We start from the raw sequence: 22,550 nt of genomic DNA, 5'->3' as shown, positions 1-22,550 counted from the left end.
GGCGGTGCTTAACTGAAAGTCCCTTGGCTGACCAAAGGAGCCCCGTCATGAACCTGCATCAGTTCGCCGAAACCCACGAAGTCACCAACCAGCCACCGTCGTTGGACGGCACCAACCTCTATCGCATCGACCTGCCTTTGCAGGAATGGTCGCGACGGTTCGATGCCGGTTGGGCCGAGTCGCGGATCGACGCTTACGGCGCATTGGCCGGCGGGCCGCTGATGGAGGCCGGGTTTGCGGCCAATCAAAACAAACCGGTGTTCGTCAGCCATGACCGTTACGGCCATCGCATCGACCTGGTGGAATTTCATCCGGCTTATCACCAGTTGATGCGCACGGCGGTGGAGCATGGCCTGACAGGGTTGCCCTGGACCGATCCGCAACCGGGCGCCCACGTTGCCCGCGCGTCCATGACGTATTTACACAGTCAGGCTGAGGCCGGTAGCGGTTGTCCGTTGACCATGACCTTCGCCAGCGTCCCGGCGATGCGCCTGCAAGCGGATCTGGCCAAACAATGGCTGCCGAAAATCCTCGCCACCGAATACGACCCGCGCAATGTCGGCATAGCCCACAAGGCCGGAGTCACCATCGGCATGGCCATGACCGAGAAACAGGGCGGCACCGATGTGCGGGCCAACACCACCAAGGCGTATCCGGTCGGCGCCAGTGGCCCCGGCCAGGCGTATGAGCTGGTGGGCCACAAGTGGTTCTGTTCGGCGCCGATGTGCGACGCCTTCCTGACCCTGGCCCAGACCGACAAAGGCTTGACCTGTTTCCTGCTGCCACGTCATCGCCCGGATGACACCCGCAATCAGTTCTACATACAGCGGCTGAAGAACAAACTCGGCAACTGGTCCAATGCCTCCAGCGAGGTGGAGTTCCGTGGCGCCCTGGCCTGGATGGTCGGCGAAGAGGGTCGGGGCGTTCCGACCATCATCGAAATGGTTGCCATGACCCGTTTCGATTGCATGGTCGGCTCCAGCGCGCTGATGCGCCAAGCCCTGACCCAAGCCAGCCATCACTGCGCCCACCGCAAGGTCGGTGGCAAGTTGCTTCGCGAACAACCCTTGATGCAAAACGTGCTGGCCGACCTGGCCCTGGAAAGCGAAGCCGCCCTGGCGTTGAGCCTGCGCATGGGCCGGGCTCTGGATCATCTGGATAACGAGCACGAAGCGAAGTTCGCCCGATTGGTGACGGCGGTAGGCAAGTACTGGATCTGCAAACGCGCGCCCGCGATGATCAACGAAGCGGCCGAATGCATGGGCGGCGCCGGTTATGTCGAAGAAAGCATCTTGCCGCGGCTGTACCGTGAGGCGCCGGTCAACTCGACGTGGGAAGGTTCCGGCAACGTGCAATGCCTCGACGTGTTGCGCGCGTTGTCGAAAGAACCGGGTGTGCTCGATGTGCTGTTCAACGAGTTGGGCGATGGCCATGGCGACAAACGCCTGGCCACACACATCGGCCAGTTGCAAAAGGCGTTCAAGGACACCGACGACATTCAATACCGCGCCCGCCAGCTCACCGAAGACATCGCCTTGGGGCTTCAGGCCAGGCTGTTGCTGGAGGCGGGCAATGCGGCGGTCAGTGATGCGTTTATCGCCAGCCGCCTCGGTTCGGCCGGTCGGGTGTATGGAACGTTGCCACGTGGGCTGGATGTGGAAGCGATTGTGGCTCGGTCGACCCCGCAGGGCTTTTGACCACAATCGAATAAACACCACAAAACCTGTGGGAGCGGGCTGTCTGCGCAGCACATCTTGATGTATAGCCAACACGCCACTGTTCCCGTGAAGCGACGATGCAGGCAAGATGAAGGTCTGCAAGTCAGAACACAGGAGGCTGATCGTGACCGAAGCGTTTATTGTCGTTCAAACCGCCGAGCAAGCCGTGGACCGGCTTGCTGTCTTGCACGAGCGTGCAACCACAGCGCTGAATCAGGCGCTCAAGCGTTATCTCAAGGATCGCGTCGAGCCGGACGCTGAACAGCGTGCCCTGTTCCGTTACCCCGAGTTGCGTCTGACCTACCTTTGCCAGGGCGAAGTCCCACAGACCACTCGCGCTTATGCCAAGGTTCAATTGCCGGGGACCTACAGCGTCACCGTCACTCATCCGGCAGCCTTTCGCAAATACCTGCTGGAACAACTCGTTCCGTTGATGCACGACTTCACCGTGACTGTGGAAGTCGGTGTCAGCCAGCAAAACATTCCTTATCCCTACGTGGTCGAGCAGGGCGATGAACTGGCCGGCTCTGGCGTTACGGCGGCGGTACTGGCGCGGGTGTTCCCGAGTACGGATCTGTCGGCCGCCACCGATGGCATCGCCGATGGCTTGTACGATTGGGAAAACACCGACCCGCTGCCACTGGCCCTGTTCGATGCCGCGCGGGTGGACTTCTCCCTGCGGCGCCTGGTGCACTACACCGGCAGCGACTGGCGGCATGTGCAGCCGTGGATTCTGCTGACCAACTACCACCGTTACGTCGACCAGTTCATCGTTCATGGCCTGGAGCAACTGCGCAAAGACCCGCGTTTTGTGCGCATGGTGTTGCCGGGCAACGTGATCATTGAAAAGTCCATGGACCATGGCGAAGCCTCGGCGATTGCGGCGGGCGTGGTCTGGCATCGTTACCAGATGCCGGCCTATCACCTGATCGCCAGCGACGGCCATGGCGTAACCCTGGTGAACATCGGCGTCGGCCCGTCCAACGCCAAGAACATCACCGATCATTTGGCCGTGTTGCGGCCGCACTGCTGGCTGATGATCGGCCACTGCGGCGGCTTGCGTCAGTCGCAGACCATTGGCGATTACGTGCTGGCCCACGCTTACATGCGCCGCGATGGGATTCTCGACCGGGTGGTGCCGCCGAACATTCCGATTCCGGCCCTGGCCGAAGTGCAGTTGGCGTTGCAGCAAGCAGCGGCCAACATCACCGGTGAGAAGGGCGACGAACTGAAGAAACGCCTGCGTACCGGCACCGTGTTGACCTACGACGACCGTAACTGGGAACTGCGCTGGGCGCAGGAACGTCCGCTGATCAACCTGTCCCGCGCCGTGGCGGTGGACATGGAAAGCGGTACGATTGCGGCCCAGGGTTATCGCTTGCGGGTGCCCTATGGCACGTTGCTCTGTGTGTCGGATAAACCGCTGCACAGCGAAATCAAACTGCCGGGGTCGGCCAACGCGTTCTATGAGCGCGCGGTCAGCCAGCACCTGAAGATCGGTATCGAGGCGGTGGATTTGCTGCGCACCGAGCTCAACTCGTTGCACTCGCGCAAGCTGCGCAGCTTCGACGAGCCGCCGTTCCGCTGATTGTTCTCATGGTCATTTGGCGGTCAGGGCACTAGCATTAGCAGCCCTGACCGTTAGATGTTCTTCTTGCCATGTCCCGTCCTTCACGTCCTGTTTCCCGCCGTCCTGGTGCGAAGCCATCTCCTGCCGCCCCACGCCGTGTCGCCAAAGCGCCACCGGCCGAGCCGAGGCTGATTCTGTTCAACAAACCTTTCGATGTGCTGACGCAATTCAGCGACGGCGAAGGGCGGGCGACGCTCAAGGACTTTATCGAGATCCCGGGGATTTACCCGGCAGGACGGCTGGACCGTGACAGCGAAGGCTTGTTGCTGCTGACCAACGACGGCCAGCTTCAGGCGCGGATTGCCGACCCGAAACACAAACTGGCCAAGACTTACTGGGTGCAAGTGGAAGGCGAGCCAACCGCCGAGCAGTTGCAGCGGTTGCGCGAGGGCGTCGAGCTGAACGACGGTATGACCTTGCCCGCCGAGGCGCGGCAGCTTGATGAGCCTGAGCTGTGGCCGCGCAATCCGCCTGTGCGTTTTCGCAAAAGCGTGCCCACCAGTTGGCTGGAGTTGGTGATTCGCGAGGGGCGCAACCGTCAGGTGCGGCGCATGACCGCGGCGGTCGGCTTGCCGACGTTGCGCCTGGTGCGGGTCAAAATCGGTGACTGGTCGATCGAAGGGCTCGATCAGGGCCAGTGGAAGGAAGTGTCGGCGCGTTTATAGCGTGCCGGATTCGATCAGGCCGATGACCACGCTTTTGATCACGAATGCGGCCACGCCGAGTCCCAATACAAAGAACAAGATGAACGAGCCGAAGCGCCCGGCCTTGGATTTTTTTGCCAGATCCCAGACGATGAAACCCATGAAAATGATCAGGATGCTGACCAGGCCAGTCATCATCCACTCTTCGAAAACTGCAGGATCCATCGAACATCTCCAGCGCGGGCGGGGCTAAAAGGGCGGTGGGAGTATACGCGATGGCAGTTTGATGGAGCATTGACCTGCGTCGGTGTGTCGCAGTCATTCGTCGCCTGTGCCGGCCCCATCGCGAGCTCGCTCCCACTGATTTTGTGTCGGCCTTAAGGTTCAGGCACGACGCCTGGCCTGTGGGAGCGGGCTTGCCCGCGATGACGTCTTCAGCTGCGCAGATGGGTTAGAGGCAGTTCAGTGCTGTTGAGCACCTGGTTCAACACAAAACTCGACCGTACACTCGTCACCCCTTCAATCCGGGTCAGATGCCCCAGCAGCAATTTCTGATAGTGATCCATGTCCGGCACCACCACCTTGAGCTGATAATCTGCATCCATCCCCGTCACCAGGCTGCATTCCAGCACTTGCGGTAATGTGCGAATGGCGGCTTCGAAGTTCTCGAAACGCTCGGGAGTATGGCGGTCCATGCCGATCAACACGTAGGCAGTCAGGCTCAGGCCGAGCATCTTGCGGTCCAGCAAGGCGACCTGGCGGGAGATATAGCCGTCGTCTTCCAGTTGCTTGACCCGCCGCGAGCAAGGCGAAGGCGACAGGCCGATGCGTTCGGCCAGCTCCTGATTGGAGATGCGTGCGTCGCGCTGCAATTCCGCCAAAATGCTCAAGTCGTATCGGTCGAGTTTGCTCATCAATCAGGCCTTTGTCATAACTATTGCGACAGATTATCTATCCTGAGTTAAAAATTGCGCAAGTGATGTTTATTTGAGCAATCTTCGCAATCCTCTGCCGGCGCTCCAGGCCTATTCTTATCACCAGAATCACTGCTCGGACAAACAGTCCAGTGCGGCTCGCCCAATCAGGTCAGCTGCGGTCGCCACCCCCACCGGGGATGCGTCGGCCCCCGAGCTACACACTGTCCAGAAGACGGCGTGAGGTGAGCCGACGTCATAAGCGTCGAGCACGGACGAAGTTCTCAAAGGGAGGCCGACGGGTCTCCCTTTTTTCTTGCCCGCAATTTGGCATGCCCTTAATAAAGAGCCGCTCAATAAAAAAGTTACGTGACTGATAACCTGTTGCAGAACCGGCCTGCGCTTTCCCAGTCTTACGTACAGGCCCTAACCCGCCGTGAGGAAAAGAATGAAATCGCGCATCTGGCGTTTGGCCGGTGTTGGTTTGCTGTGTGTGAGTGTCACTGCACAATCGCTTGCCGATGAACCGCAGAACCGCGGCCCCGATGGCGGGCAACATGGGCCTGATCATCGTGGCAATGACCAGGGCCAGGGCCGTGGCGGCAGCAATCAGCCACGCCCGCAGAACAACGAAATCATTCGTGGCGACAACAGCCGCAAGTTTGAACTCCACGACCAGAATCAGGGCGGCCAGTGGCAGAACCGGGCGCCGCACGAGTCCAACAATCAGGGCGGTCAGTGGCAGAACCGTACGCCGCACGACTCCAGCGTTCAGGGCGGCCAGTGGCAGAACCGTCCGCTACACGATCCAAACGTTCAGGGTGGCCAGTGGCAGAACCGTACACTGCACGACTCCAACGTTCAGGAGCGAGCGCCGCAACAACCGAGTAATAATCTGCCAATCCAGAGTCGGCCCGATACCGTGCGCCAGACCCAGGAACCGCGGCGTGGCTACTATCAGGACGAACCGTGGCGTAACAATCGCAACCAGCCATGGCAGACCGGGGGGCGGGAGCCGCGTCACGATGACCGTCGCTGGCCCGGTCGCCCGGAGGGGCACGGCACAGGCTGGGGCCCCGGTCCGCAGTATCGTCCTGGGTACGTGATCGACCGCTTCCCGGAGGAGCGTCACTTCCGTGTGCCGTATCGTGGCCAGGATTATTTCTATTCCGGTGGTTACTGGTATCGCCCGCAAGGCCCGCGTTATGTGGTGGTTCAGCCGCCTCGCGGGATTCGTGTCAGCTACTTGCCCGATTACGCCCGTGAAGTGTGGATCGGCGGCACGCTGCTGTTCCTGGCGGCCGGCGCGTATTACGCCTACCAGGAGAGCACTCAAGATTACGTCGTGGTCGAACCGCCCGTGCAGCCGCAACCGGTGAGCAATGGTTATGACGTGGTGGCGTACCCGGCCAACGGCCAGTCGCCGGAGGAAGTCAGCCGGGACGCTTATGAATGTTATCGCTGGGCCGTGCAACAGAGCGGTTTCGATCCACGTACCGCCACCTACCAACCGGATCCGTCGGTGGTGCAAGCTTACCGACAGGCTCAGGGCAACTGCCTGAGCAGTCGCGGTTATCAGGTGAGTTACTGAGCCCTGGCGGCCTTCACCACTTCCTGCGGGTCGGCGTGCACCAGCACTTCGGCTCGCGGGTAGACGGCATGAATCGCATCGGCGGCTTGATCGCTGATGCCGTGGGCGACTGACAGGGTCAAGTCTCCCGGCAATTCCAGATGCAATTGCACGAACCACTGGTTGCCGGAAATCCGTGTGCGCAAGTCGTGGGCACCCAGAACGCCGGGTACGCTGCAGGCCAGTTCGAGCATGTGCTGACTGACATCGGTCGGCAACTCTTCATCCATAAGCACTGCAAAACTTTCCCGGGCGATTTGAATCGCGCTCCAGAGGATATAAGCAGCGATCCCCAGGCCGAACCACGGGTCGACTTGCTGCCAGCCAAACCCTGCCAGCACCAGCGCTACGAGAATGCCGCCGTTGAGCAGCAGGTCCGAGCGGTAATGCAAGGAGTCGGCATTCACCGCGTTGGAGCCGGTCGCCTTGATTACCCGGTGCTGCAACATCAGCAGGGCCACGGTCAGGACGAGGGAGAACACAATCACCCCGATGCTGAGCCACGCCGCGCCTATCGGTTCCGGATGTTTTAACCGTTCGATCGCCTGCAGGGCAATCAGCACGGCACTGCCACCAATGAACAGCGCCTGAGCCATGCCCGCCAATGATTCGGCCTTGCCGTGCCCATAACGATGATCGTCATCGGCCGGGCGCAAGGCGTAATGCACGGCCATCAGATTGAGCAGCGAGCTGACGCCGTCGAGCGCCGAGTCGGTCAACCCGGCGAGCATGCTCACCGAGCCGCTCAGCCACCAGGCGATGGCTTTGGCGATGATCAATATGCACGCGACCGCCACCGAGGCGCGCGTCGCCAGCCGCAGCAGGCGGGCGTGGTCGGTAGGGGTAGTCATCAGTGCTGTGGTTCCTTCAAATGCACGAATTATGCAGCCGGTTGCAGGCCGAACATAGCCAGTTGCTGGGCGCTGCCCTTGTGCTGGATCAGGCGCGGATCGTCCAGCGGGAAGCTGCGGCCCAGTTCACTTTCGAGAATAGTCTGCAACTTGTGGTTATCGACCTTGCCGTCGGCGCCGATCGCTTCCTTGAGTTTTTCCGGGGCCACCTGAGCGGTCCGGCCGGGCTCGAAGTAAATGGCACCCGTGGCGAAGTCCACTGCAAAGGCAATCAGGCCGGGGATGATATAGAACAGCAGGCCCACGGCATCCAGAGCGGCGATGGCCGGGTCGATCTTGCCGTCAATCTGGCCGCGACGATCCGGGTAAAAAATCGAGCCGCAGGCAGTCATTTGGGTCAGCAAGGACGCGATCAATACACCGCCGATCAAGCGAAAGGGAGCACGCATTTGAAATCTCCTGGGTTATCTAGGAACGAAGCATCGTCGATATGAATTAGGACCGCGCTGAACGCCGTTATACTCGCCGCTCTGTTTGGGAGCCAGCATGATTTCTTTGCCGATTGATGAAGTTTTACCCGCCCTGCGTGAAGCCCTCGCTACACGCCACGAAGCTGTGCTCGAAGCACCGCCCGGTGCCGGTAAAACCACCCGGGTACCGTTGGCCTTGCTTGATGAGCCGTGGCTGGCCGGGCAGACCATTCTAATGCTCGAACCGCGCCGATTGGCAGCGCGGGCGGCGGCGGAGCGCTTGGCCAGTGAATTGGGGGAGAAGGTCGGCGAAACCGTGGGCTATCGCATTCGTCTCGACAGCAAGGTCGGCCCCAATACCCGCATCGAAGTGGTCACCGAAGGCATCCTCACCCGGCGCCTGCAGGATGACCCGGCGCTGGAAGGCGTGGGCTTGCTGATTTTCGATGAATTCCACGAGCGCAGCCTCGATGCCGACCTGGCGCTGGCCCTGAGCCTGAATGGCCGGGAACTGTTCCGCGACGATCAACCGCTGAAAATCCTCTTGATGTCGGCAACCCTGGAAGGCGAACGCCTGGCCGGGTTGCTGGATGACGCGCCAATCCTGCGCAGCGAAGGTCGCATGTACCCGGTGACGATGCGCTGGGGCCGGCCGTTTCAGCCCGGTGAGTTCATCGAGCCAAAGGTGGTGCAGACCATCCTCGACGCGCTGAACGATGAAACCGGCAGCCTGCTGGTGTTCCTGCCGGGGCAGGCGGAAATTCGGCGGGTGCATCAACAATTGGCCGATGCCTTGGGCGAGGGCACGCCGGTGTTGCTGTGCCCGCTGCACGGCGAGCTGGACCTGGCGGCGCAGCGGGCGGCGATTGATCCGGCGCCTGCGGGCAAGCGCAAAGTGGTGCTGGCCACCAACATCGCCGAAACCAGCCTGACCATCAATGGCGTGCGCGTGGTGATCGATGCCGGGTTGGCGCGCGTGCCGCGTTTCGACCCCGGCAGCGGCATGACTCGCCTGGATACCCAACGCATTTCCAAAGCCAGTGCCACGCAGCGCGCGGGCCGGGCCGGGCGTTTGGAGCCCGGCGTGTGTTATCGCTTGTGGTCGCAGGATCAGCACGAGCAACTGGCGGCTTACGCCAGTGCGGAAATACTCTCGGCGGACCTTGCCGGGCTGGCCTTGCAACTCGGTCGTTGGGGCGTGACGCCGGGGCAGTTGGTTTGGCTCGATGTGCCTCCGGCAGCGGCTTATGCACAGGCCCAGGATCTGCTTGAGCGTTTGGGTGCGCTGGAGGGCGAAGCGCTGACCCGTCATGGTCAGGCCATGGCCGAACTGCCGGCCCATCCACGGATCGCCCATTTGCTGTTGCGTGGCCAGGCGCTCGGTCTGGCCGACATGGCCTGTGATGTCGCGGCACTGCTTGGTGAGCGCGATATCTTGCGTGGTGCTGGCGCGGACCTGCACAGCCGACTGGTGCTGTTATCCGGTGAAGAGCGAGCCGCTCGCGGTGCGCAGGGCGGTGTTCAACGGGCCCGGCAACTGGCGCGGCAGTATCGCGGTTATTTGCGCGGCAAAGCGTCGGAGCCGGTCAACGATCCCGAACATCCGCGTTGGCTCGGTGCGCTGCTGGCATTGGCTTATCCCGATCGGGTCGCCCAACAGCGGCGGGCCGGTGGCGCTGAATATCGCCTGGCCAACGGTCGCGCAGCACTGTTCGCCGAAGCCGACAGTTTGATGAAACAACCGTGGCTGGTGATCGCCGATCTGGGCAGTCGTCAGGGCCAGCGTGAAGAACGGATTTATCTGGCGACGGATTTTGATCCGGCGCTGTTCGACTCCGTGCTGGCCGAACAGGTGCGGTGCGTCGATCAACTGGATTGGGATGAGCGCGAAGGTGTGCTGCGGGCCGAGCGTCAGCGCAAGGTCGGCGAGTTGATCCTCAGCCGCGAACCGCTGACCGGGCTCGATGAAAGTGCTCGCAGTCAGGCGTTGGTGAATCTGGTGCGGCGTAAAGGTCTGGAGCTGTTGCCCTGGACGCCAGAGCTGCGTCAGTGGCAGGCGCGGGTGGCGTTGTTGCGGCAGTTGGATCTCGTGGGTAAAGGCGAGAGCGAATGGCCGGATGTCAGCGACGCAACATTGCTCAAAAGCCTCGAACACTGGCTGATGCCGTACCTGGGCAAAGTCTCGCGGCTCAGTCACTTCGCCAATCTGGACCTGTCGAGCATCGTTCACAACCTGCTGCCGTGGCCATTGCCGCAACGGCTGGATGAGCTGGCGCCGCATCATTTGAGCGTGCCGTCCGGTTCATCGATTCGTCTGGATTACAGCGAGCAGCCGCCGATTCTGGCGGTGCGGTTGCAGGAGTTGTTCGGCCTGGCCGAGACCCCGCGGATTGCCGGTGGCCGGCAAGTGGTGAAACTGCATCTGCTATCCCCGGCGCGGCGGCCGGTGCAGGTGACTCAGGATTTGGCGAACTTTTGGCGCAGTACGTATGCCGAGGTGAAGAAGGATTTGAAGGGGCGGTATCCGAAGCACTACTGGCCGGATGATCCGCTGGTGGCCGAGGCGACGGCGCGGGTTAAGCCTCGTAAGTAAGGCACGGATTTTTGTGGCGAGGGAGCTTGCTCCCGTTGGGCTGCAAAGCAGCCCCAAAATCTGTCACATCATTTTTCAGGTGCGTGGCGTCAATCGGTTTACGACCGCTGCGCAGTCGAGCGGGAGCAAGCTCCCTCGCCACAGGTGTTTTACGGCGCGGCCGGCAACAGAAACCGCGCAATCACCGGCAAATGATCGGAAATGCGCAAGGTATCGTCCTGCCGCACCCGTGCTTCGACCCGTTTGATGCGCGGGCTGTAAAACAGGTAGTCGACGGTCCGGTCCGGCCCGTTCAAGCCTGGATCGTTCGGGTAATGGGTCAACCATTGCGCCCGGTCGATACCGCTGGCTTCGTTGTTGGTGGGGATCATCGGGTATTTGTCCCACAGCACATGCAGCGCGCTGTCGGCAGAGTAGGGCGTGCGTTGCTCGGCGGGCAGGCGTTGATACTGGCCCAGTGGCAATAGATTGAAATCACCACCGATCAACCACGGCGTGCCTTGGCTTTCGAACTTGTCGAGCACCTTGGCCACGGCGGTTACCTGGGTTTGCAAGGTTTCGTCGAGTTGACTGGCGCGGTCCAGATGGGTGTTGAGCACGGCAATCTGGCCGCCGTCGTTCAATGGCAGGTACGTGACCAGCAAGGCGTTTTTCGGTTTGAATTGACGACTGATGACATTGGCTGGGGCGACCGGCAATTGCAGGCGTTCGGCGTGTTCGATCCGGTAGCGGCTCAGGGTCGCCAGTTGCCGGCCGACGCTGCCGAAAATATGCGGTTCAGGCACGAAGTCAGCCTTCCAGTCGAAGGCCTGAGCGGTGCATGGATACAGGTCGGTGAGCCGATCCCGAAGCAGTTTGAACTGGTTCTGGTAGTCGCTGGCTTTGGCGCCGTCATCGAGTTCCTGCAACAGTACGATGTCCGGTTGCTCGTCGCGAATCACCCGCGCCACTTCGTCGAGGCTGAAGGCCATGTCTTCAGGGGTAGGCTGTTCGTCATTTCCCGCAGCCAGGTCATTCCAGAACACATAGCGCTTGCCGGCCAGGTACTGGACGTTCCAGGTCATCACCTTCAACGCCTGGCCGGGCACCAGCGTCGGCGCCTGGGTGTTGCAACTGACTGGCAGCGCTTCCTTGGCGTCGGGGCGCCAGGTCAGGCTGTAGATCAGCAATCCAATCAGGCTGATGGCGATCAGCAGGCCCAGCAGGGTGTAGCGCAGTAGACGGGGCATGGGCTCGACTTATAGCGTTACAAAGTTGACCCCGAGCATAACCGAGAGCAGCGCCAAAGCCCAAGAGTAGAGCGGTCAGAGCGCTCCGTCAGCTTTCTCGGGCGCGTCGGCGATCAGCATGAACAAGCGGAACAGCACCACGCTGGTGAACAACTGCAGGAAGCTGTGAGCGCTGTCGATCAGCAGCGAGATCACCGGGTTTTGTGGCTCAGGATAAACCGCCAGCGTTGCGCCCTTGAGTACCCATAGCGGACCCATTACACACAGAATGCACACCAGAATGCGCATGAAATGCCCACGGGTAAGGCGCAGGCTTTCCTTCATCGCCGCCAGTGGTGCCAGACCACGCAACACCAACAGGTACTCGCCGAACGCCAGCGTCACCATCAGCCAGATGCCCGGCAGGAAATACAGCGACAGGCCGATCAGGATCAGCAATGTATTGAGGGCGGTCAGTACGGCGAAGCGCGGCCAAAGAGACGCCGCGGCGGCCAACAGGTCACGGGTGCGCGGCGATTCGCCGCGGCTGCGGGCATCGAGAAAAAGGATCAGCGCGGCGGTGTACAGCGGATACACCAGCAAGCCGACAATCACACTGATGCCGGCGAAACTGTCCGGCCCGGTCGAGTGGTCGACCACTTGTTGCAGCAGCGCCTCGACAATCACCAGCGGCAGGCATAGCTGCACGATCTGGCCCAGATTGCGTTTGAAGAAATACAGAGAGTCACGCAGTACATCGAACGAATTCATCAGTCGGTATCGCAGGTTGGAAGCAGTGCCTCACTTTAACCGATCAACCCCTTCGGGGCGCAAACGTAAACGTTCGGTAAAGGTCATTGAAACATCCTGTATCAGCCCCATTACTGGTGAGCACCTTATCCACTGTGGGTGAGGGCAATGATATTCCCGGCAATCTACGAGGTCGCCATGAACAGCGAAGAACAAACCCTGATCGATGGACTGTTTTCCCGGCTGCAACAGGCCGAAACGGACTCAGCCCCGCGCGACGCCCAGGCCGAGGCGCGGATCAAGGAACACCTGACTCGCCAACCAGCGGCGGGCTATTTCATGACCCAGGCGATTCTGGTGCAAGAGGCAGCCATCAAGAGCCTCGATGAACAGAACAAGCAACTGACCCAGCAAGTCCAGCAATTGCAGGCCGAACTGCAACAAGCCAAGGCGCAGGCAACGGCACCGGCGCCAAGCGGCGGCTTTTTGTCGAGCATTTTCGGCGGCGCTTCCCGTGATCCGCAGCCTGCGCCGACTCAAAGCGCAGCCCCCTCGAATGGCGGCTGGCGTGAACCAGGACGGCCGTCGTTCAACTCGCAGCCGCAGCAAAACTTCGGTGCACCGCCTGCTCAGCAGAATTTCGGAGCGCCACCTCAGCAGAATTACGCACCGCAACAGCCTGTCGGCAGCGGTTTCCTCGGAGGTGCATTGAAAACGGCAGCGGGTGTGGCCGGTGGCGTGATGCTGGCGCAAGGCATCAGCAGCCTGTTCCATCACAATCAGCAGCCGGAAGTGGTTGAAGTCATCAAGGAAGAACCGGCCAAGGTCAACGATCAGAGCGATAGCAGCGGTTGGGGCAATGATCAGCGCGTGGCTGACAACTCCAGCGATCAGGGCGGTTTCACCGATGCGGATTACGACGATGACAGTTCATCGTTCTTCGGCGGTGACGACGACGATTCTTTCGTCTGATGCACCATTCGTCCGGAGCGCTATGGCGCTCCGGGCCGATTATTCGCGGAACAATCCTTCGGGCTGGCATACTGGGCGACTTTTCGGGCCTGGAGCCTGATCCAGCCCGCGCGTCTGTGCGCCAAGACCCCGCGCGCCAGCGCGCTGAGAGGATGTGCGGTGAAAAAAATCGCAGTGTTCGTCGATGTCCAGAACCTCTATTACACCGTGCGTCAGGCCTATGGTTGCCACTTCAACTACGCCGCGTTGTGGGCAGACATTAGCAAACAGGGGCAGATCGTCGAGGCCTATGCCTATGCGATCGATCGTGGCGACAGCAAACAGCAGCAGTTCCAGCAGATCCTGCGCAACCTTGGTTTCACCGTAAAGCTCAAGCCCTACATCCAGCGCAGCGACGGTTCTGCCAAAGGCGACTGGGACGTGGGCATCACCCTCGACATCATGGACGCCGCCGACCATGTCGACGAAGTGGTGCTGGCCTCCGGCGACGGTGATTTCGACATGCTGCTGGAGCGCATCATCGCCAAGCACGGCGTGCAGGCGGTGGCCTACGGCGTGCCGGGCCTGACGGCCAACTCGCTGATCCGCGCCGCCAGTCGTTACGTACCGATCGAAGGCGCGTTGCTGCTCAAGAATTGATTTTTACGGAGTTGAAACAGGTTTGGAACGCATAGCAGTCATCGACTTTGAAACCACCGGGATCTCCCCGAGCAGCAGCTGCCGGGCCACGGAAATTGCCGTGGTGATTCTTGAACAGGGGCACATCGTCGAGCGTTACCAAAGCCTGATGAATGCCGGCGTGCGGGTGCCAGCGTTCATCGAACAACTGACCGGCATCAGCAACGCCATGCTGCGCACCGCACCCTCGGCCGAGCAGGTGATGAACGAGGTCAACGAATTCGTCGGCATCACGCCGCTGCTGGCGCACAACGCTGCGTTCGACCAGAAGTTCTGGGACTACGAGCTTGGGCGAATCAAACGTACACGCTTGCAGAACTTTGCCTGCTCACTGTTACTCGCCCGCCGCCTGATGCCCGCCGCGCCAAACCACAAACTCGGCACCCTCACCACTTTCGCCAGCCTGCCCAATACCGGCAAGGCTCACCGGGCCATGGCCGATGCGGAAATGGCCGCCAACCTGACGGCGCATCTGGCGCAAGAGCTGCGGCAAAAGCATGGATTGCGCGAGTTGTCCCATGATCTGTTGTGCAGCCTGCAGAAAGTGCCGGCGGCGAAGATCAATGAGCATTTGAAGCGGTATCGCGGGTTTTAAGGTCTTGTAGTGTTTCTACTGGCCTCTTCGCGGGCAAGCCTCGCTCCTACGGATTTATGGGCGCCCCGACATTGGGGTCGCCTCAAAAACCGTAGGAGCGAGGCTTGCCCGCGAAGGCGTCAGTCGCCTCACTATTTCCCCTCCAGTTGACCCAACGGCACGCGTTTTTCGATGGCGCTCGACAACACAATCGAGGTCTTGCTGAACCCGAACGTGGCGATCCGGTTGATCAACTCTTCCAGCTCCGGCATCGAGCCCACCGCCGCTTGCATGATCACGCACGGGTCGCCGGTGACGCGATGGCATTCGGTGAGCTGTGGGATTTTGATCAGTTCGTCGTAGGTTTTCTGTTTACCGTGCTGGTTCAGGCGCAGTTCGATGACGCACTGGATCGGCAGGCCGATTTTGGACATGTCGACTTTCGCCTGGTAACCAGTGATCACCCCGCAGGCTTCAAGTTTGGCAACGCGTTCGGCCACCGCCGGAGCGGACAGGTTCACCTTGCGCGCCAGATCGGCGTAGGACGCACGACCGTTTTCCAGCAGGGCGCTGAGGAGCATGCGGTCGTATTTATCCATCGTGGCCTACCTGAAAACGACTGACTTACGAAAGCATGGTTTATAGCGTCGAACTCCGTGTTTTGAAAAGTGTACCGGCGCTATAAACAGGTTTTGTAGCTTATTTTCCGCTGTTGGCCTTTCTAGAATAGCGGTTCTCCTTGTCTTGTTCATCGAGCTGCCCATGCCTGGTCTACGCCGTTTTTCCTTACCGCTGATCGCTGCTTTTTTCGCGTTGTACGTGATTTGGGGGTCGACCTACCTGGTGATTCGCATCGGCGTGCAGTACTGGCCGCCGTTGCTGCTCGCGGGTATCCGCTTTGTGATCGCCGGGACGTTGATGTACGCGTACCTGCGCTGGCGCGGGGCGCCGGCACCGACCTGGGCGCAGTGGAAAGCGGCGGGGATCATCGGGATTTTGCTGCTGACATGCGGTAACGGTGCGGTGAGCGTCGCCGAACACACGGGCGTGGCCTCTGGCGTGGCCGCGTTGGCGGTGGCGACGGTGCCGCTGTTTACCTTGTTGTGCGGATATTTCTGGGGCGCGCGTAATACCCGTCTCGAATGGGCCGGGATTGTGCTCGGGCTGATCGGTATTGCCATGCTCAACCTCGGCTCCAACCTGCAATCGAGCCCGTTGGGCGCAGCGTTGCTGGTGTTCGCGGCGGCGTCCTGGGCCTTCGGCTCGGTGTGGAGCAAACACTTGCCGTTGCCTCAGGGCGCGATGGCCAGTGCCGTGGAAATGCTGGTGGGCGGCGTGGTGTTGCTGATCGGCAGTGCGGTGAGTGGCGAGCGTCTGGAAAGTCTGCCGCCGATCGAAGGCTGGGCGGCGCTGGCGTACCTGATCCTTTTCGGCTCGATCATCGCCTTCAACGCCTACATGTACCTGCTGAAACACGTGCGGCCGGCCGCAGCCACCAGTTATGCCTACGTCAACCCGGCGGTGGCGGTGTTGCTGGGGATCGTATTCGTTGGCGAGACCATCGGTGTCGAGGAAGCGCTGGCCATGGCGGTGATCATCAGTGCCGTGGTGTTGATCGGGATGCCACAGTGGCGCCGTGGCACAGATCGGCCTGCCCCTGCCGTAGCGGTGCCGACAGAATCCCGCGCGAATTAGGGTAAACTGCGCGCCATTGCACACTTGTGTCGCACAAACGCGCTGATTTTTCCTACGGTACTCCCATGACTTTCGCCACCCTTGGCCTGATCGAACCCTTGCTGCGCGCCCTTGAGACGCTCGGCTACCAGACCCCGACGCCGGTTCAGGCGCAAGCGATTCCGGCGGTGCTGGCCGGTCGCGACCTGATGGCCGCGGCCCAGACCGGCACCGGCAAAACTGCCGGTTTCGCCTTGCCGCTGCTGCAATTGCTGGCCATGGAAGGGCCGAAAGTCAGTGCCAACTCTGTGCGCGCACTGATCCTGGTGCCGACCCGCGAACTGGCCGAGCAGGTTCACGAAGCTGTGCGCCAGTATGCCGAGAACCTGCCGTTGAGCACCTACGCGGTTTACGGCGGCGTCAGCATCAACCCGCAAATGATGAAACTGCGCAAAGGCGTCGACCTGTTGGTGGCGACCCCGGGCCGTTTGCTCGACCTGTTCCGTCAGAACGCGCTCAAGTTCAACCAGCTGCAAACCCTGGTGCTGGACGAAGCCGATCGCATGCTCGATCTGGGCTTTTCCGAGGAGCTGGGGAATATCTATAAAGCCCTGCCTTCGAGACGTCAGACGCTGCTGTTCTCCGCGACCTTCTCCGATGCGATCCGCATGCTGGCCGGGCAAATGCTCAACGACCCGCTGAGCATCGAAGTCAGCCCGCGCAACGTGGCCGCCAACACAGTCAAGCAATGGGTGGTGACGGTGGACAAAAAGCGCAAGCCGGAGTTGTTCATTCACTTGATGCGCAAGGGCAAGTGGAAGCAGGTGCTGGTGTTCGCCAAGACCCGTAACGGCGTGGACGCGTTGGTGGAAAAACTCCAGGGCCTGGGCGTCAATGCCGACGGCATCCACGGCGATAAACCTCAGGCGACCCGTCAGCGGGCGCTGGATCGTTTCAAGGCCAGCGAAGTGCAGATCCTTGTGGCCACCGACGTGGCTGCCCGTGGTCTGGATATCGAAGATTTGCCGTTAGTGGTCAACTTCGACCTGCCGATCGTGGCTGAGGACTACATCCACCGCATCGGTCGTACCGGCCGTGCGGGCGCAACCGGGCAGGCTATTTCGCTGGTCTGCGCCGATGAAGTGAATCAGCTGTCAGCCATCGAGATGCTGACCCGTCAGACGTTGACTCGCCAGATGGAGCCGGACTTCGAACCTGAACACCGCGTGCCGGATACCGATGCCAGCGGTCAGGTGATCAAGAAGCCGAAAAAACCGAAGAAGCCCAAAACCTCCGGTGGCGGCAAGCGCAACCTGGGTAAATGGGTCGAGAGTGGTGAGGCGTCCGCGCCGGAGCCTTCGATCAAGCCTGTGCGTAAAGTGCCGGTATTCAATACCGGGCCGCGTAAGCGTAAGCCTTGATTAAACGCTGCGCCGGTTAGACCGTCATCGCGGGCAAGCCCGCTCCCACAGGGATCTTCAGTGAACACAGCATTTGTGTAAAACAGAGATCAAATGTGGGAGCGGGCTTGCCCGCGATGGGCGCGACACGGTCTTCAGCACTTGCGCTTCAACCACTCCACCATCCCCAACCCCGCCGCTCGCCCACTGGCGAAACACGCGGTCAGCAGATAGCCGCCGGTCGGCGCTTCCCAATCAAGCATTTCCCCTGCGCAGAACACGCCGGGTAGTTGCTTGAGCATCAACCGTTCATCCAACGACTCGAACATCACGCCCCCGGCGCTGCTGATGGCCTCGTCCAATGGCCGGGTTTTTACCAACGTCAGTGGCAATGCCTTGATCGCCTTGGCCAGCAATGCCGGGTCGGCAAAACATTCAGCCGGTATCAGTTCCCGCAACAATGCTGCTTTCACGCCATCAAGCCCAAGCTGACTGTGCAGGTGTTTGGCCATGGAGCGTGAGCCGCGCGGTTTGCTCAGCGCTGCCTGGACTTTATCCACAGGCTTGCCCGGCAACAGGTCGAGGTGAACAATTGCCGAGCCATGTTGATTGATCGCTTCACGGATCGGTGCCGACAGGGCGTAGATCAAACTGCCTTCAATCCCCGTGGCAGTGATCACACACTCGCCGAGTCGCGGCACGTCGTCATTGAGGCCGATGGCGATGTTTTTCAGCGGGCTGCCGGCGAATTTGCTGACCATCAATTCGCTCCAGGCCTGCACTTCGAAGCCGCAATTGCTCGGTTGCAATGGCGCCAGCCCTACACCACGCTGTTCCAGCGGCAGCATCCAGGCACCGTCCGAGCCGAGACGCGACCAGCTTCCGCCGCCGAGTGCCAGCAGGCTCGCATCCGCGTGAACGGTTTTTTCGCCTTCGGGGCTGTCGATGCGCAAATCACCGTTGTTATCCCAACCGAGCCAGCGATGGCGGGTGTGGATAACTACGCCGGCATCGCGCAGGCGTTTGAGCCAGGCACGCAACAGGGGCGCGGCTTTCATGTCGGTGGGAAACACCCGGCCGGAGCTGCCGACAAAGGTTTCGATTCCCAAATCATGAATCCATTGGCACAAGGCTTCGGCGCCAAACGAGCGTAACAGCGGGGCAATCTGCGGCGCCCGTTCGGCATAGCGTGAGAGAAATGCCGGGTAGGCCTCGGAGTGGGTGATGTTCATGCCGCCGACCCCGGCGAGTAGGAATTTTCGCCCCACTGAAGGCATGCCGTCGTACAGATCGACCTTGATCCCGGCTTGGCTCAACACTTCAGCCGCCATCAAGCCGGCGGGGCCGCCGCCGATGATGGCAACGTGATGGGGGAGGGAAGTGGAGGGCTGGGTCATGGCGAGAGCTGCGGCGTGGCGGAATAAGCCGCGCATTCTAGCAGTGCACGATAACTGTGGGAGCGGGCTTGCCCGCGATAGCGGACTGTCAGGCAACAACGATGTTGAATGTGCCGGCTTCATCGCGGGCAAGCCCGCTCCCACAGGGATCATTGGTGTGTTCAAGTGCTGGTTAAAAAACAACCACCGCTCTGTAGCCTATACCCCCCATGGGCTGCAGGCCCTTTCACTCAGGTTATCCACAGGCGGTTCCACAGGCATTGTGGGTAAAGACTCACACATCAATGACAACCTGATGACTGCCACACCCGTTGGGCGCTGTGATGGAGGATGCCATGACGGCGCGCCAGGGCCTTGCGGTCCTTGCTGTAGCCGCCGCCGATCACGCCGACCACCGGAATATCCCGGCCCAGGCAATGGCGCATCACGCTTTCATCACGAGCGGCGACGCCTTCGTCGGTCAGCTTCAGATAACCCAGGGCGTCATCCTTGTGCACGTCGACACCGGCGTCGTACAGCACCAGATCCGGTTGATAGAGCGGCAGCAAATAGTTGAGCGCATCTTCCACCACCTTCAGGTAATCGGCATCGCCCATGCCCATCGGCAACGGGATGTCCCAGTCGCTTTCGGCTTTGCGTGCAGGAAAATTCTTTTCGCAGTGCAGGGAAACGGTCACCGCTTCTGGGGTGTTGTGCAGGATTCGTGCAGTCCCGTCGCCCTGATGCACATCGCAATCGAAGATCAACACCCGATTCACCCGGCCACTTTCCAGCAGGTAATGGCTGATCACCGCCAGGTCATTGAAGATGCAGAACCCGGCAGGGTGATCGTAATGCGCGTGGTGTGTACCGCCGGCCAGGTGACAAGCCAAACCATGTTCCAGCGCCTGCTCGGCCGCCAGCAGCGAACCACCGACCGCCCGCACCGTGCGCCGGGCCAGTGCTTCGCTCCAGGGCAGGCCGAGGCGCCGCTGGTCTTCGCGGGACAACTCGCCATCCATGTAGCGTTCGATATACGCAGGGTCATGGGCGAGGGCGAGAATATCCGCCGGGCACAGGTCCGGGCGCAGCAGGTCGATGTCACGGGTCAGGCCACTGTCCACCAAGTGATCGCGCAGCAGGCGAAACTTGTCCATGGGGAAGCGGTGATCCGCCGGGAACTCGGGACTGTAGTCTTCGTGGTAGATCAGGGGCAGGGGCATGGCTGATTTATCGGGGAAGCCTGTAGGAATGAGTGAACGATCCTACCAGCGATGTAGACTTGCGGCATGGAAACCGAGGGGAGGGGCACGATGGAGCCGATACTGGAACTCGAAAGCGCACGACTGTCATTACGGCAGTGGCGCGATGAGGATTTGCCGGCGTTTGCGGCGATGTGCGCCGATCCACAGGTGATGCGTTATTTTCCGGCGCCCTTGAGTCGGCTGGAAAGTGCCGCGCTGATCGGGCGGGTTCGCGGGCACTTTGCCGAGCATGGTTTCGGCCTCTGGGCACTGGAGCGCAAGGACACCGGAGCGTTCATCGGGTTTACCGGGCTGAGTGTGGTCGGCTTTGACGCACCGTTCACGCCAGCCATCGAAATCGGCTGGCGCCTGGCGCGCGAGCACTGGGGCCTGGGTTATGCCAGCGAGGCGGCTTGGACCGCTCTGCGTTGCGGGTTTGATCGCTTGGCGCTGCAAGAGGTCGTGGCGTTCACCACCGAAACCAACCTGCCTTCGCAAAAAGTCATGCAGGCGATCGGCATGCAGCATGATCCCGTTGATGACTTCGAGCACCCGCGGCTTGCAGAGGATCATCCGCTGCGCCCGCACGTGTTGTATCGCATCACCCGTGAGCAATGGCTGCAAACCTTGCATGGATAAGCAGGCACGGACGTTTACAATGGCCCTCATGTTGAACCGGGCCATAAACTGAATCGACCGCCGCAGCCAAGACTGCGCGGCATTATTGCTCTGTGTGAGGAGAGTCTGAATGAGCCAAGTGTTGGAAGATCTGGTAGACCTGCTGACCCTGGAACCGATTGAAGAAAACCTGTTCCGTGGCCGCAGCCAGGACCTGGGTTTCCGTCAGTTGTTCGGCGGCCAGGTGCTCGGCCAGTCCCTGTCGGCGGCCAGTCAGACAGTCGAAGAGACGCGCCATGTGCACTCGATGCACGGTTACTTCCTGCGTCCGGGCGATGCGAAGTTGCCGGTGGTGTATCAGGTCGATCGGGTGCGCGATGGCGGCAGTTTCAGCACGCGCCGGGTGACGGCGATCCAGAAGGGCAACCCGATTTTCACCTGCAGCGCCTCGTTCCAGTACGACGAAGAGGGCTTCCAGCATCAGAGCGAAATGCCGCAAGTGGTCGGCCCGGAAAATCTGCCGTCAGAATTGGAGCTCACCCAGCAACGGGCGCACCTCATCCCAGAGCACATGCGCGAAAAGCTGCTGTGCCCGAAACCGATCGAATTCCGCCCGGTGACCGAGAAAGATCCCTACAACCCGCAGCCTGCCGATCCGGTCAAATACGTCTGGTTCCGCGCCGATGGTGCGTTGGCTGACACTCCAGCGCTGCACAAATACCTGCTGGCCTATGCGTCGGACTTCGGCCTGCTGACCACCTCGATGCTGCCCCATGGCAAATCGGTCTGGCAGAAAGACATGCAGGTCGCCAGCCTTGATCACGCGTTGTGGTTCCACGCCGACCTGCGCGCCGATGACTGGTTGCTGTACGCCATGGACAGCCCGTGGGCCGGCAACTCGCGTGGATTCTCCCGTGGCAGCGTGTTCAACCGTGCCGGGCAACTGGTGGCCTCGGTCACTCAGGAAGGCCTGATTCGCCATCGCAAGGATTGGGCATGAGCCTGGCCGAAGTGCGGCACTGGGTGTTCGACATGGACGGCACCCTGACCGTGGCCGTGCATGACTTCGCGGCGATCCGCGTGGCGTTGGCGATTCCTGCAGAACACGACATCCTCACTCACCTCGCTGGGCTGCCGGCCGAAGAAGCGTCGGCCAAACATGCGTGGCTGCTGGAACACGAGCGGGATCTGGCGCTGGGTTCGAAACCGGCTCCGGGCGCGGTGGAACTGGTGCGTGAGTTGGCCGGGCGCGGTTATCGTCTGGGCATTCTTACGCGCAATGCTCGTGAGCTGGCGCATGTCACGCTGGAGGCGATTGGCCTGGCCGATTGCTTTGCGGTGGAGGATGTACTGGGTCGCGATGAAGCGCCGCCCAAACCGCATCCTGGTGGTTTACTGAAACTGGCCGAAGCCTGGAAGGTGCCGGCGAGTGAAATGGTAATGGTCGGTGATTACCGCTTCGATCTGGATTGTGGTCGGGCGGCGGGGACACGGACGGTGCTGGTGAACCTGCCGGATAATCCGTGGCCGGAATTGACCGATTGGCATGCGCGCGATTGCGTGGAGTTGCGGCAGCTGCTTTCGGCTTGAGAGATTGGGCGTCCGA

Annotated in this window: 22 protein-coding genes; 13 read left to right on the top strand and 9 right to left on the bottom strand. The window is 61.0% G+C overall.

Annotation, left to right across the window (positions count from 1 at the left end):
• Positions 1–47: 47 nt before the first annotated feature.
• The 3 genes from AC30D7_RS13775 to AC30D7_RS13765 all read left to right on the top strand — a co-directional run bounded on the left by AC30D7_RS13775 (position 48) and on the right by AC30D7_RS13765 (position 4,013).
• The gene (locus tag AC30D7_RS13775) at positions 48–1,697 is read left to right on the top strand and encodes an acyl-CoA dehydrogenase family protein (RefSeq protein ID WP_490134421.1); all 1,650 of its coding nucleotides are present in this window, start codon (positions 48–50) and stop codon (positions 1,695–1,697) included.
• Positions 1,698–1,806: 109 nt separating this feature from the next.
• The gene (amn, locus tag AC30D7_RS13770) at positions 1,807–3,306 is read left to right on the top strand and encodes an AMP nucleosidase (protein WP_490134420.1); all 1,500 of its coding nucleotides are present in this window, start codon (positions 1,807–1,809) and stop codon (positions 3,304–3,306) included.
• Between the two features lie 71 nt (positions 3,307–3,377).
• Positions 3,378–4,013: a pseudouridine synthase gene (locus tag AC30D7_RS13765; protein ID WP_490134419.1), complete on the top strand. Its 636-nt coding sequence runs from the start codon at positions 3,378–3,380 to the stop codon at positions 4,011–4,013.
• Here the strand turns inward: AC30D7_RS13765 and AC30D7_RS13760 are convergent.
• Together AC30D7_RS13760 and AC30D7_RS13755 are read right to left on the bottom strand one after the other, a co-directional pair.
• Positions 4,008–4,217: a DUF2788 domain-containing protein gene (locus AC30D7_RS13760; protein ID WP_007937369.1), complete on the bottom strand. Its 210-nt coding sequence runs from the start codon at positions 4,215–4,217 to the stop codon at positions 4,008–4,010. The two genes, AC30D7_RS13765 and AC30D7_RS13760, sit on opposite strands and share 6 nt — an antisense overlap.
• Before the next feature lie 209 nt (positions 4,218–4,426).
• A complete protein-coding gene (locus AC30D7_RS13755) occupies positions 4,427–4,906 on the bottom strand; it encodes an Lrp/AsnC family transcriptional regulator (RefSeq protein ID WP_007937367.1) in 480 nt (159 codons plus the stop codon).
• 448 nt (positions 4,907–5,354) lie between these two features.
• Between AC30D7_RS13755 and AC30D7_RS13750 the strand changes: the two genes are divergently transcribed.
• Positions 5,355–6,497, top strand: a complete 1,143-nt coding sequence (locus tag AC30D7_RS13750) for a DUF6515 family protein (protein ID WP_028938846.1) — start codon at positions 5,355–5,357, stop codon at positions 6,495–6,497.
• Here the strand turns inward: AC30D7_RS13750 and AC30D7_RS13745 are convergent.
• Positions 6,491–7,387, bottom strand: coding sequence for a cation diffusion facilitator family transporter (locus AC30D7_RS13745; RefSeq protein ID WP_019581329.1), 897 nt, complete (start codon positions 7,385–7,387; stop codon positions 6,491–6,493). The two genes, AC30D7_RS13750 and AC30D7_RS13745, sit on opposite strands and share 7 nt — an antisense overlap.
• Before the next feature lie 29 nt (positions 7,388–7,416).
• Positions 7,417–7,836 (bottom strand): hypothetical protein, encoded by a 420-nt coding sequence (locus AC30D7_RS13740; protein WP_019581328.1) that lies wholly within the window; start codon positions 7,834–7,836, stop codon positions 7,417–7,419.
• Between the two features lie 97 nt (positions 7,837–7,933).
• Between AC30D7_RS13740 and hrpB the strand changes: the two genes are divergently transcribed.
• Positions 7,934–10,450 carry an ATP-dependent helicase HrpB gene (gene hrpB / locus AC30D7_RS13735; protein WP_490134418.1) on the top strand — a complete coding sequence of 839 codons (2,517 nt, stop codon included), beginning with the start codon at positions 7,934–7,936 and terminating at the stop codon, positions 10,448–10,450.
• Positions 10,451–10,599: 149 nt separating this feature from the next.
• Here hrpB and AC30D7_RS13730 read toward each other — a convergent pair whose 3' ends face one another.
• The gene (locus AC30D7_RS13730; protein WP_490134417.1) at positions 10,600–11,679 is read right to left on the bottom strand and encodes an endonuclease/exonuclease/phosphatase family protein; all 1,080 of its coding nucleotides are present in this window, start codon (positions 11,677–11,679) and stop codon (positions 10,600–10,602) included.
• 75 nt (positions 11,680–11,754) lie between these two features.
• A complete protein-coding gene (locus AC30D7_RS13725; RefSeq protein ID WP_490134416.1) occupies positions 11,755–12,429 on the bottom strand; it encodes a YciC family protein in 675 nt (224 codons plus the stop codon).
• Positions 12,430–12,606: 177 nt separating this feature from the next.
• On the opposite strand from AC30D7_RS13725, the gene AC30D7_RS13720 reads away from it, so the two are divergent.
• The 3 genes from AC30D7_RS13720 (at position 12,607) to AC30D7_RS13710 (ending at position 14,653) form a co-directional block, all read left to right on the top strand.
• Positions 12,607–13,380, top strand: coding sequence for a DUF2076 domain-containing protein (locus AC30D7_RS13720; protein WP_490134415.1), 774 nt, complete (start codon positions 12,607–12,609; stop codon positions 13,378–13,380).
• 159 nt (positions 13,381–13,539) lie between these two features.
• Entirely contained in the window at positions 13,540–14,019 is a 480-nt protein-coding gene (locus AC30D7_RS13715; RefSeq protein ID WP_490134414.1) for a LabA-like NYN domain-containing protein, read from the top strand.
• 22 nt (positions 14,020–14,041) lie between these two features.
• Positions 14,042–14,653 (top strand): 3'-5' exonuclease, encoded by a 612-nt coding sequence (locus AC30D7_RS13710; RefSeq protein WP_490134413.1) that lies wholly within the window; start codon positions 14,042–14,044, stop codon positions 14,651–14,653.
• A 131-nt stretch (positions 14,654–14,784) separates the two neighbouring features.
• On the opposite strand, the gene AC30D7_RS13705 is transcribed toward AC30D7_RS13710, so the two are convergent.
• Entirely contained in the window at positions 14,785–15,231 is a 447-nt protein-coding gene (locus AC30D7_RS13705; protein WP_019581322.1) for an Lrp/AsnC family transcriptional regulator, read from the bottom strand.
• A gap of 163 nt (positions 15,232–15,394) precedes the next feature.
• Between AC30D7_RS13705 and yedA the strand changes: the two genes are divergently transcribed.
• Complete coding sequence (gene yedA, locus AC30D7_RS13700; protein ID WP_490134412.1) at positions 15,395–16,327, top strand: drug/metabolite exporter YedA; 933 nt, start codon at positions 15,395–15,397, stop codon at positions 16,325–16,327.
• 65 nt (positions 16,328–16,392) lie between these two features.
• On the top strand, positions 16,393–17,727 hold the full coding sequence (gene rhlE1, locus AC30D7_RS13695; protein ID WP_086945927.1) for an RNA helicase RhlE1: 1,335 nt from the start codon (positions 16,393–16,395) through the stop codon (positions 17,725–17,727).
• A 134-nt stretch (positions 17,728–17,861) separates the two neighbouring features.
• On the opposite strand, the gene AC30D7_RS13690 is transcribed toward rhlE1, so the two are convergent.
• Positions 17,862–19,103: a TIGR03862 family flavoprotein gene (locus tag AC30D7_RS13690; RefSeq protein WP_490134411.1), complete on the bottom strand. Its 1,242-nt coding sequence runs from the start codon at positions 19,101–19,103 to the stop codon at positions 17,862–17,864.
• 281 nt (positions 19,104–19,384) lie between these two features.
• Positions 19,385–20,305 (bottom strand): histone deacetylase family protein, encoded by a 921-nt coding sequence (locus AC30D7_RS13685; RefSeq protein ID WP_490134410.1) that lies wholly within the window; start codon positions 20,303–20,305, stop codon positions 19,385–19,387.
• Between the two features lie 90 nt (positions 20,306–20,395).
• Here AC30D7_RS13685 and AC30D7_RS13680 point away from each other — a divergent pair, with 90 nt between their 5' ends.
• The 3 genes from AC30D7_RS13680 (at position 20,396) to AC30D7_RS13670 (ending at position 22,534) form a co-directional block, all read left to right on the top strand.
• Positions 20,396–20,965, top strand: coding sequence for a GNAT family N-acetyltransferase (locus tag AC30D7_RS13680; protein WP_490134409.1), 570 nt, complete (start codon positions 20,396–20,398; stop codon positions 20,963–20,965).
• 109 nt (positions 20,966–21,074) lie between these two features.
• Positions 21,075–21,944 carry an acyl-CoA thioesterase II gene (gene tesB / locus AC30D7_RS13675; RefSeq protein ID WP_019581316.1) on the top strand — a complete coding sequence of 290 codons (870 nt, stop codon included), beginning with the start codon at positions 21,075–21,077 and terminating at the stop codon, positions 21,942–21,944.
• Positions 21,941–22,534, top strand: coding sequence for an HAD family hydrolase (locus AC30D7_RS13670; RefSeq protein WP_018925792.1), 594 nt, complete (start codon positions 21,941–21,943; stop codon positions 22,532–22,534). The genes tesB and AC30D7_RS13670 overlap by 4 nt, the downstream gene beginning before the upstream one ends.
• Positions 22,535–22,550: the final 16 nt, after the last annotated feature.

Source organism: Pseudomonas sp. DF5, from assembly GCF_058148225.1.
Note: the sequence above shows the minus strand (reverse complement) of the source record. Positions and strands in the feature narration are given on the sequence as shown.

Coding starts and splice junctions, on each gene's coding strand:
- AC30D7_RS13745 (WP_019581329.1), bottom strand. CDS start 7,387: ATGACTACCCCTACCGACCACGCCCGCCTGCTGCGGCTGGCGACGCGC.
- AC30D7_RS13705 (WP_019581322.1), bottom strand. CDS start 15,231: ATGGATAAATACGACCGCATGCTCCTCAGCGCCCTGCTGGAAAACGGT.
- AC30D7_RS13775 (WP_490134421.1), top strand. CDS start 48: ATGAACCTGCATCAGTTCGCCGAAACCCACGAAGTCACCAACCAGCCA.
- AC30D7_RS13765 (WP_490134419.1), top strand. CDS start 3,378: ATGTCCCGTCCTTCACGTCCTGTTTCCCGCCGTCCTGGTGCGAAGCCA.
- AC30D7_RS13670 (WP_018925792.1), top strand. CDS start 21,941: ATGAGCCTGGCCGAAGTGCGGCACTGGGTGTTCGACATGGACGGCACC.
- AC30D7_RS13730 (WP_490134417.1), bottom strand. CDS start 11,679: ATGCCCCGTCTACTGCGCTACACCCTGCTGGGCCTGCTGATCGCCATC.
- AC30D7_RS13760 (WP_007937369.1), bottom strand. CDS start 4,217: ATGGATCCTGCAGTTTTCGAAGAGTGGATGATGACTGGCCTGGTCAGC.
- yedA (WP_490134412.1), top strand. CDS start 15,395: ATGCCTGGTCTACGCCGTTTTTCCTTACCGCTGATCGCTGCTTTTTTC.
- AC30D7_RS13720 (WP_490134415.1), top strand. CDS start 12,607: ATGAACAGCGAAGAACAAACCCTGATCGATGGACTGTTTTCCCGGCTG.
- amn (WP_490134420.1), top strand. CDS start 1,807: ATGAAGGTCTGCAAGTCAGAACACAGGAGGCTGATCGTGACCGAAGCG.
- AC30D7_RS13725 (WP_490134416.1), bottom strand. CDS start 12,429: ATGAATTCGTTCGATGTACTGCGTGACTCTCTGTATTTCTTCAAACGC.
- rhlE1 (WP_086945927.1), top strand. CDS start 16,393: ATGACTTTCGCCACCCTTGGCCTGATCGAACCCTTGCTGCGCGCCCTT.
- hrpB (WP_490134418.1), top strand. CDS start 7,934: ATGATTTCTTTGCCGATTGATGAAGTTTTACCCGCCCTGCGTGAAGCC.
- AC30D7_RS13680 (WP_490134409.1), top strand. CDS start 20,396: ATGGAGCCGATACTGGAACTCGAAAGCGCACGACTGTCATTACGGCAG.
- AC30D7_RS13740 (WP_019581328.1), bottom strand. CDS start 7,836: ATGCGTGCTCCCTTTCGCTTGATCGGCGGTGTATTGATCGCGTCCTTG.
- AC30D7_RS13755 (WP_007937367.1), bottom strand. CDS start 4,906: ATGAGCAAACTCGACCGATACGACTTGAGCATTTTGGCGGAATTGCAG.
- AC30D7_RS13685 (WP_490134410.1), bottom strand. CDS start 20,305: ATGCCCCTGCCCCTGATCTACCACGAAGACTACAGTCCCGAGTTCCCG.
- AC30D7_RS13690 (WP_490134411.1), bottom strand. CDS start 19,103: ATGACCCAGCCCTCCACTTCCCTCCCCCATCACGTTGCCATCATCGGC.
- tesB (WP_019581316.1), top strand. CDS start 21,075: ATGAGCCAAGTGTTGGAAGATCTGGTAGACCTGCTGACCCTGGAACCG.
- AC30D7_RS13750 (WP_028938846.1), top strand. CDS start 5,355: ATGAAATCGCGCATCTGGCGTTTGGCCGGTGTTGGTTTGCTGTGTGTG.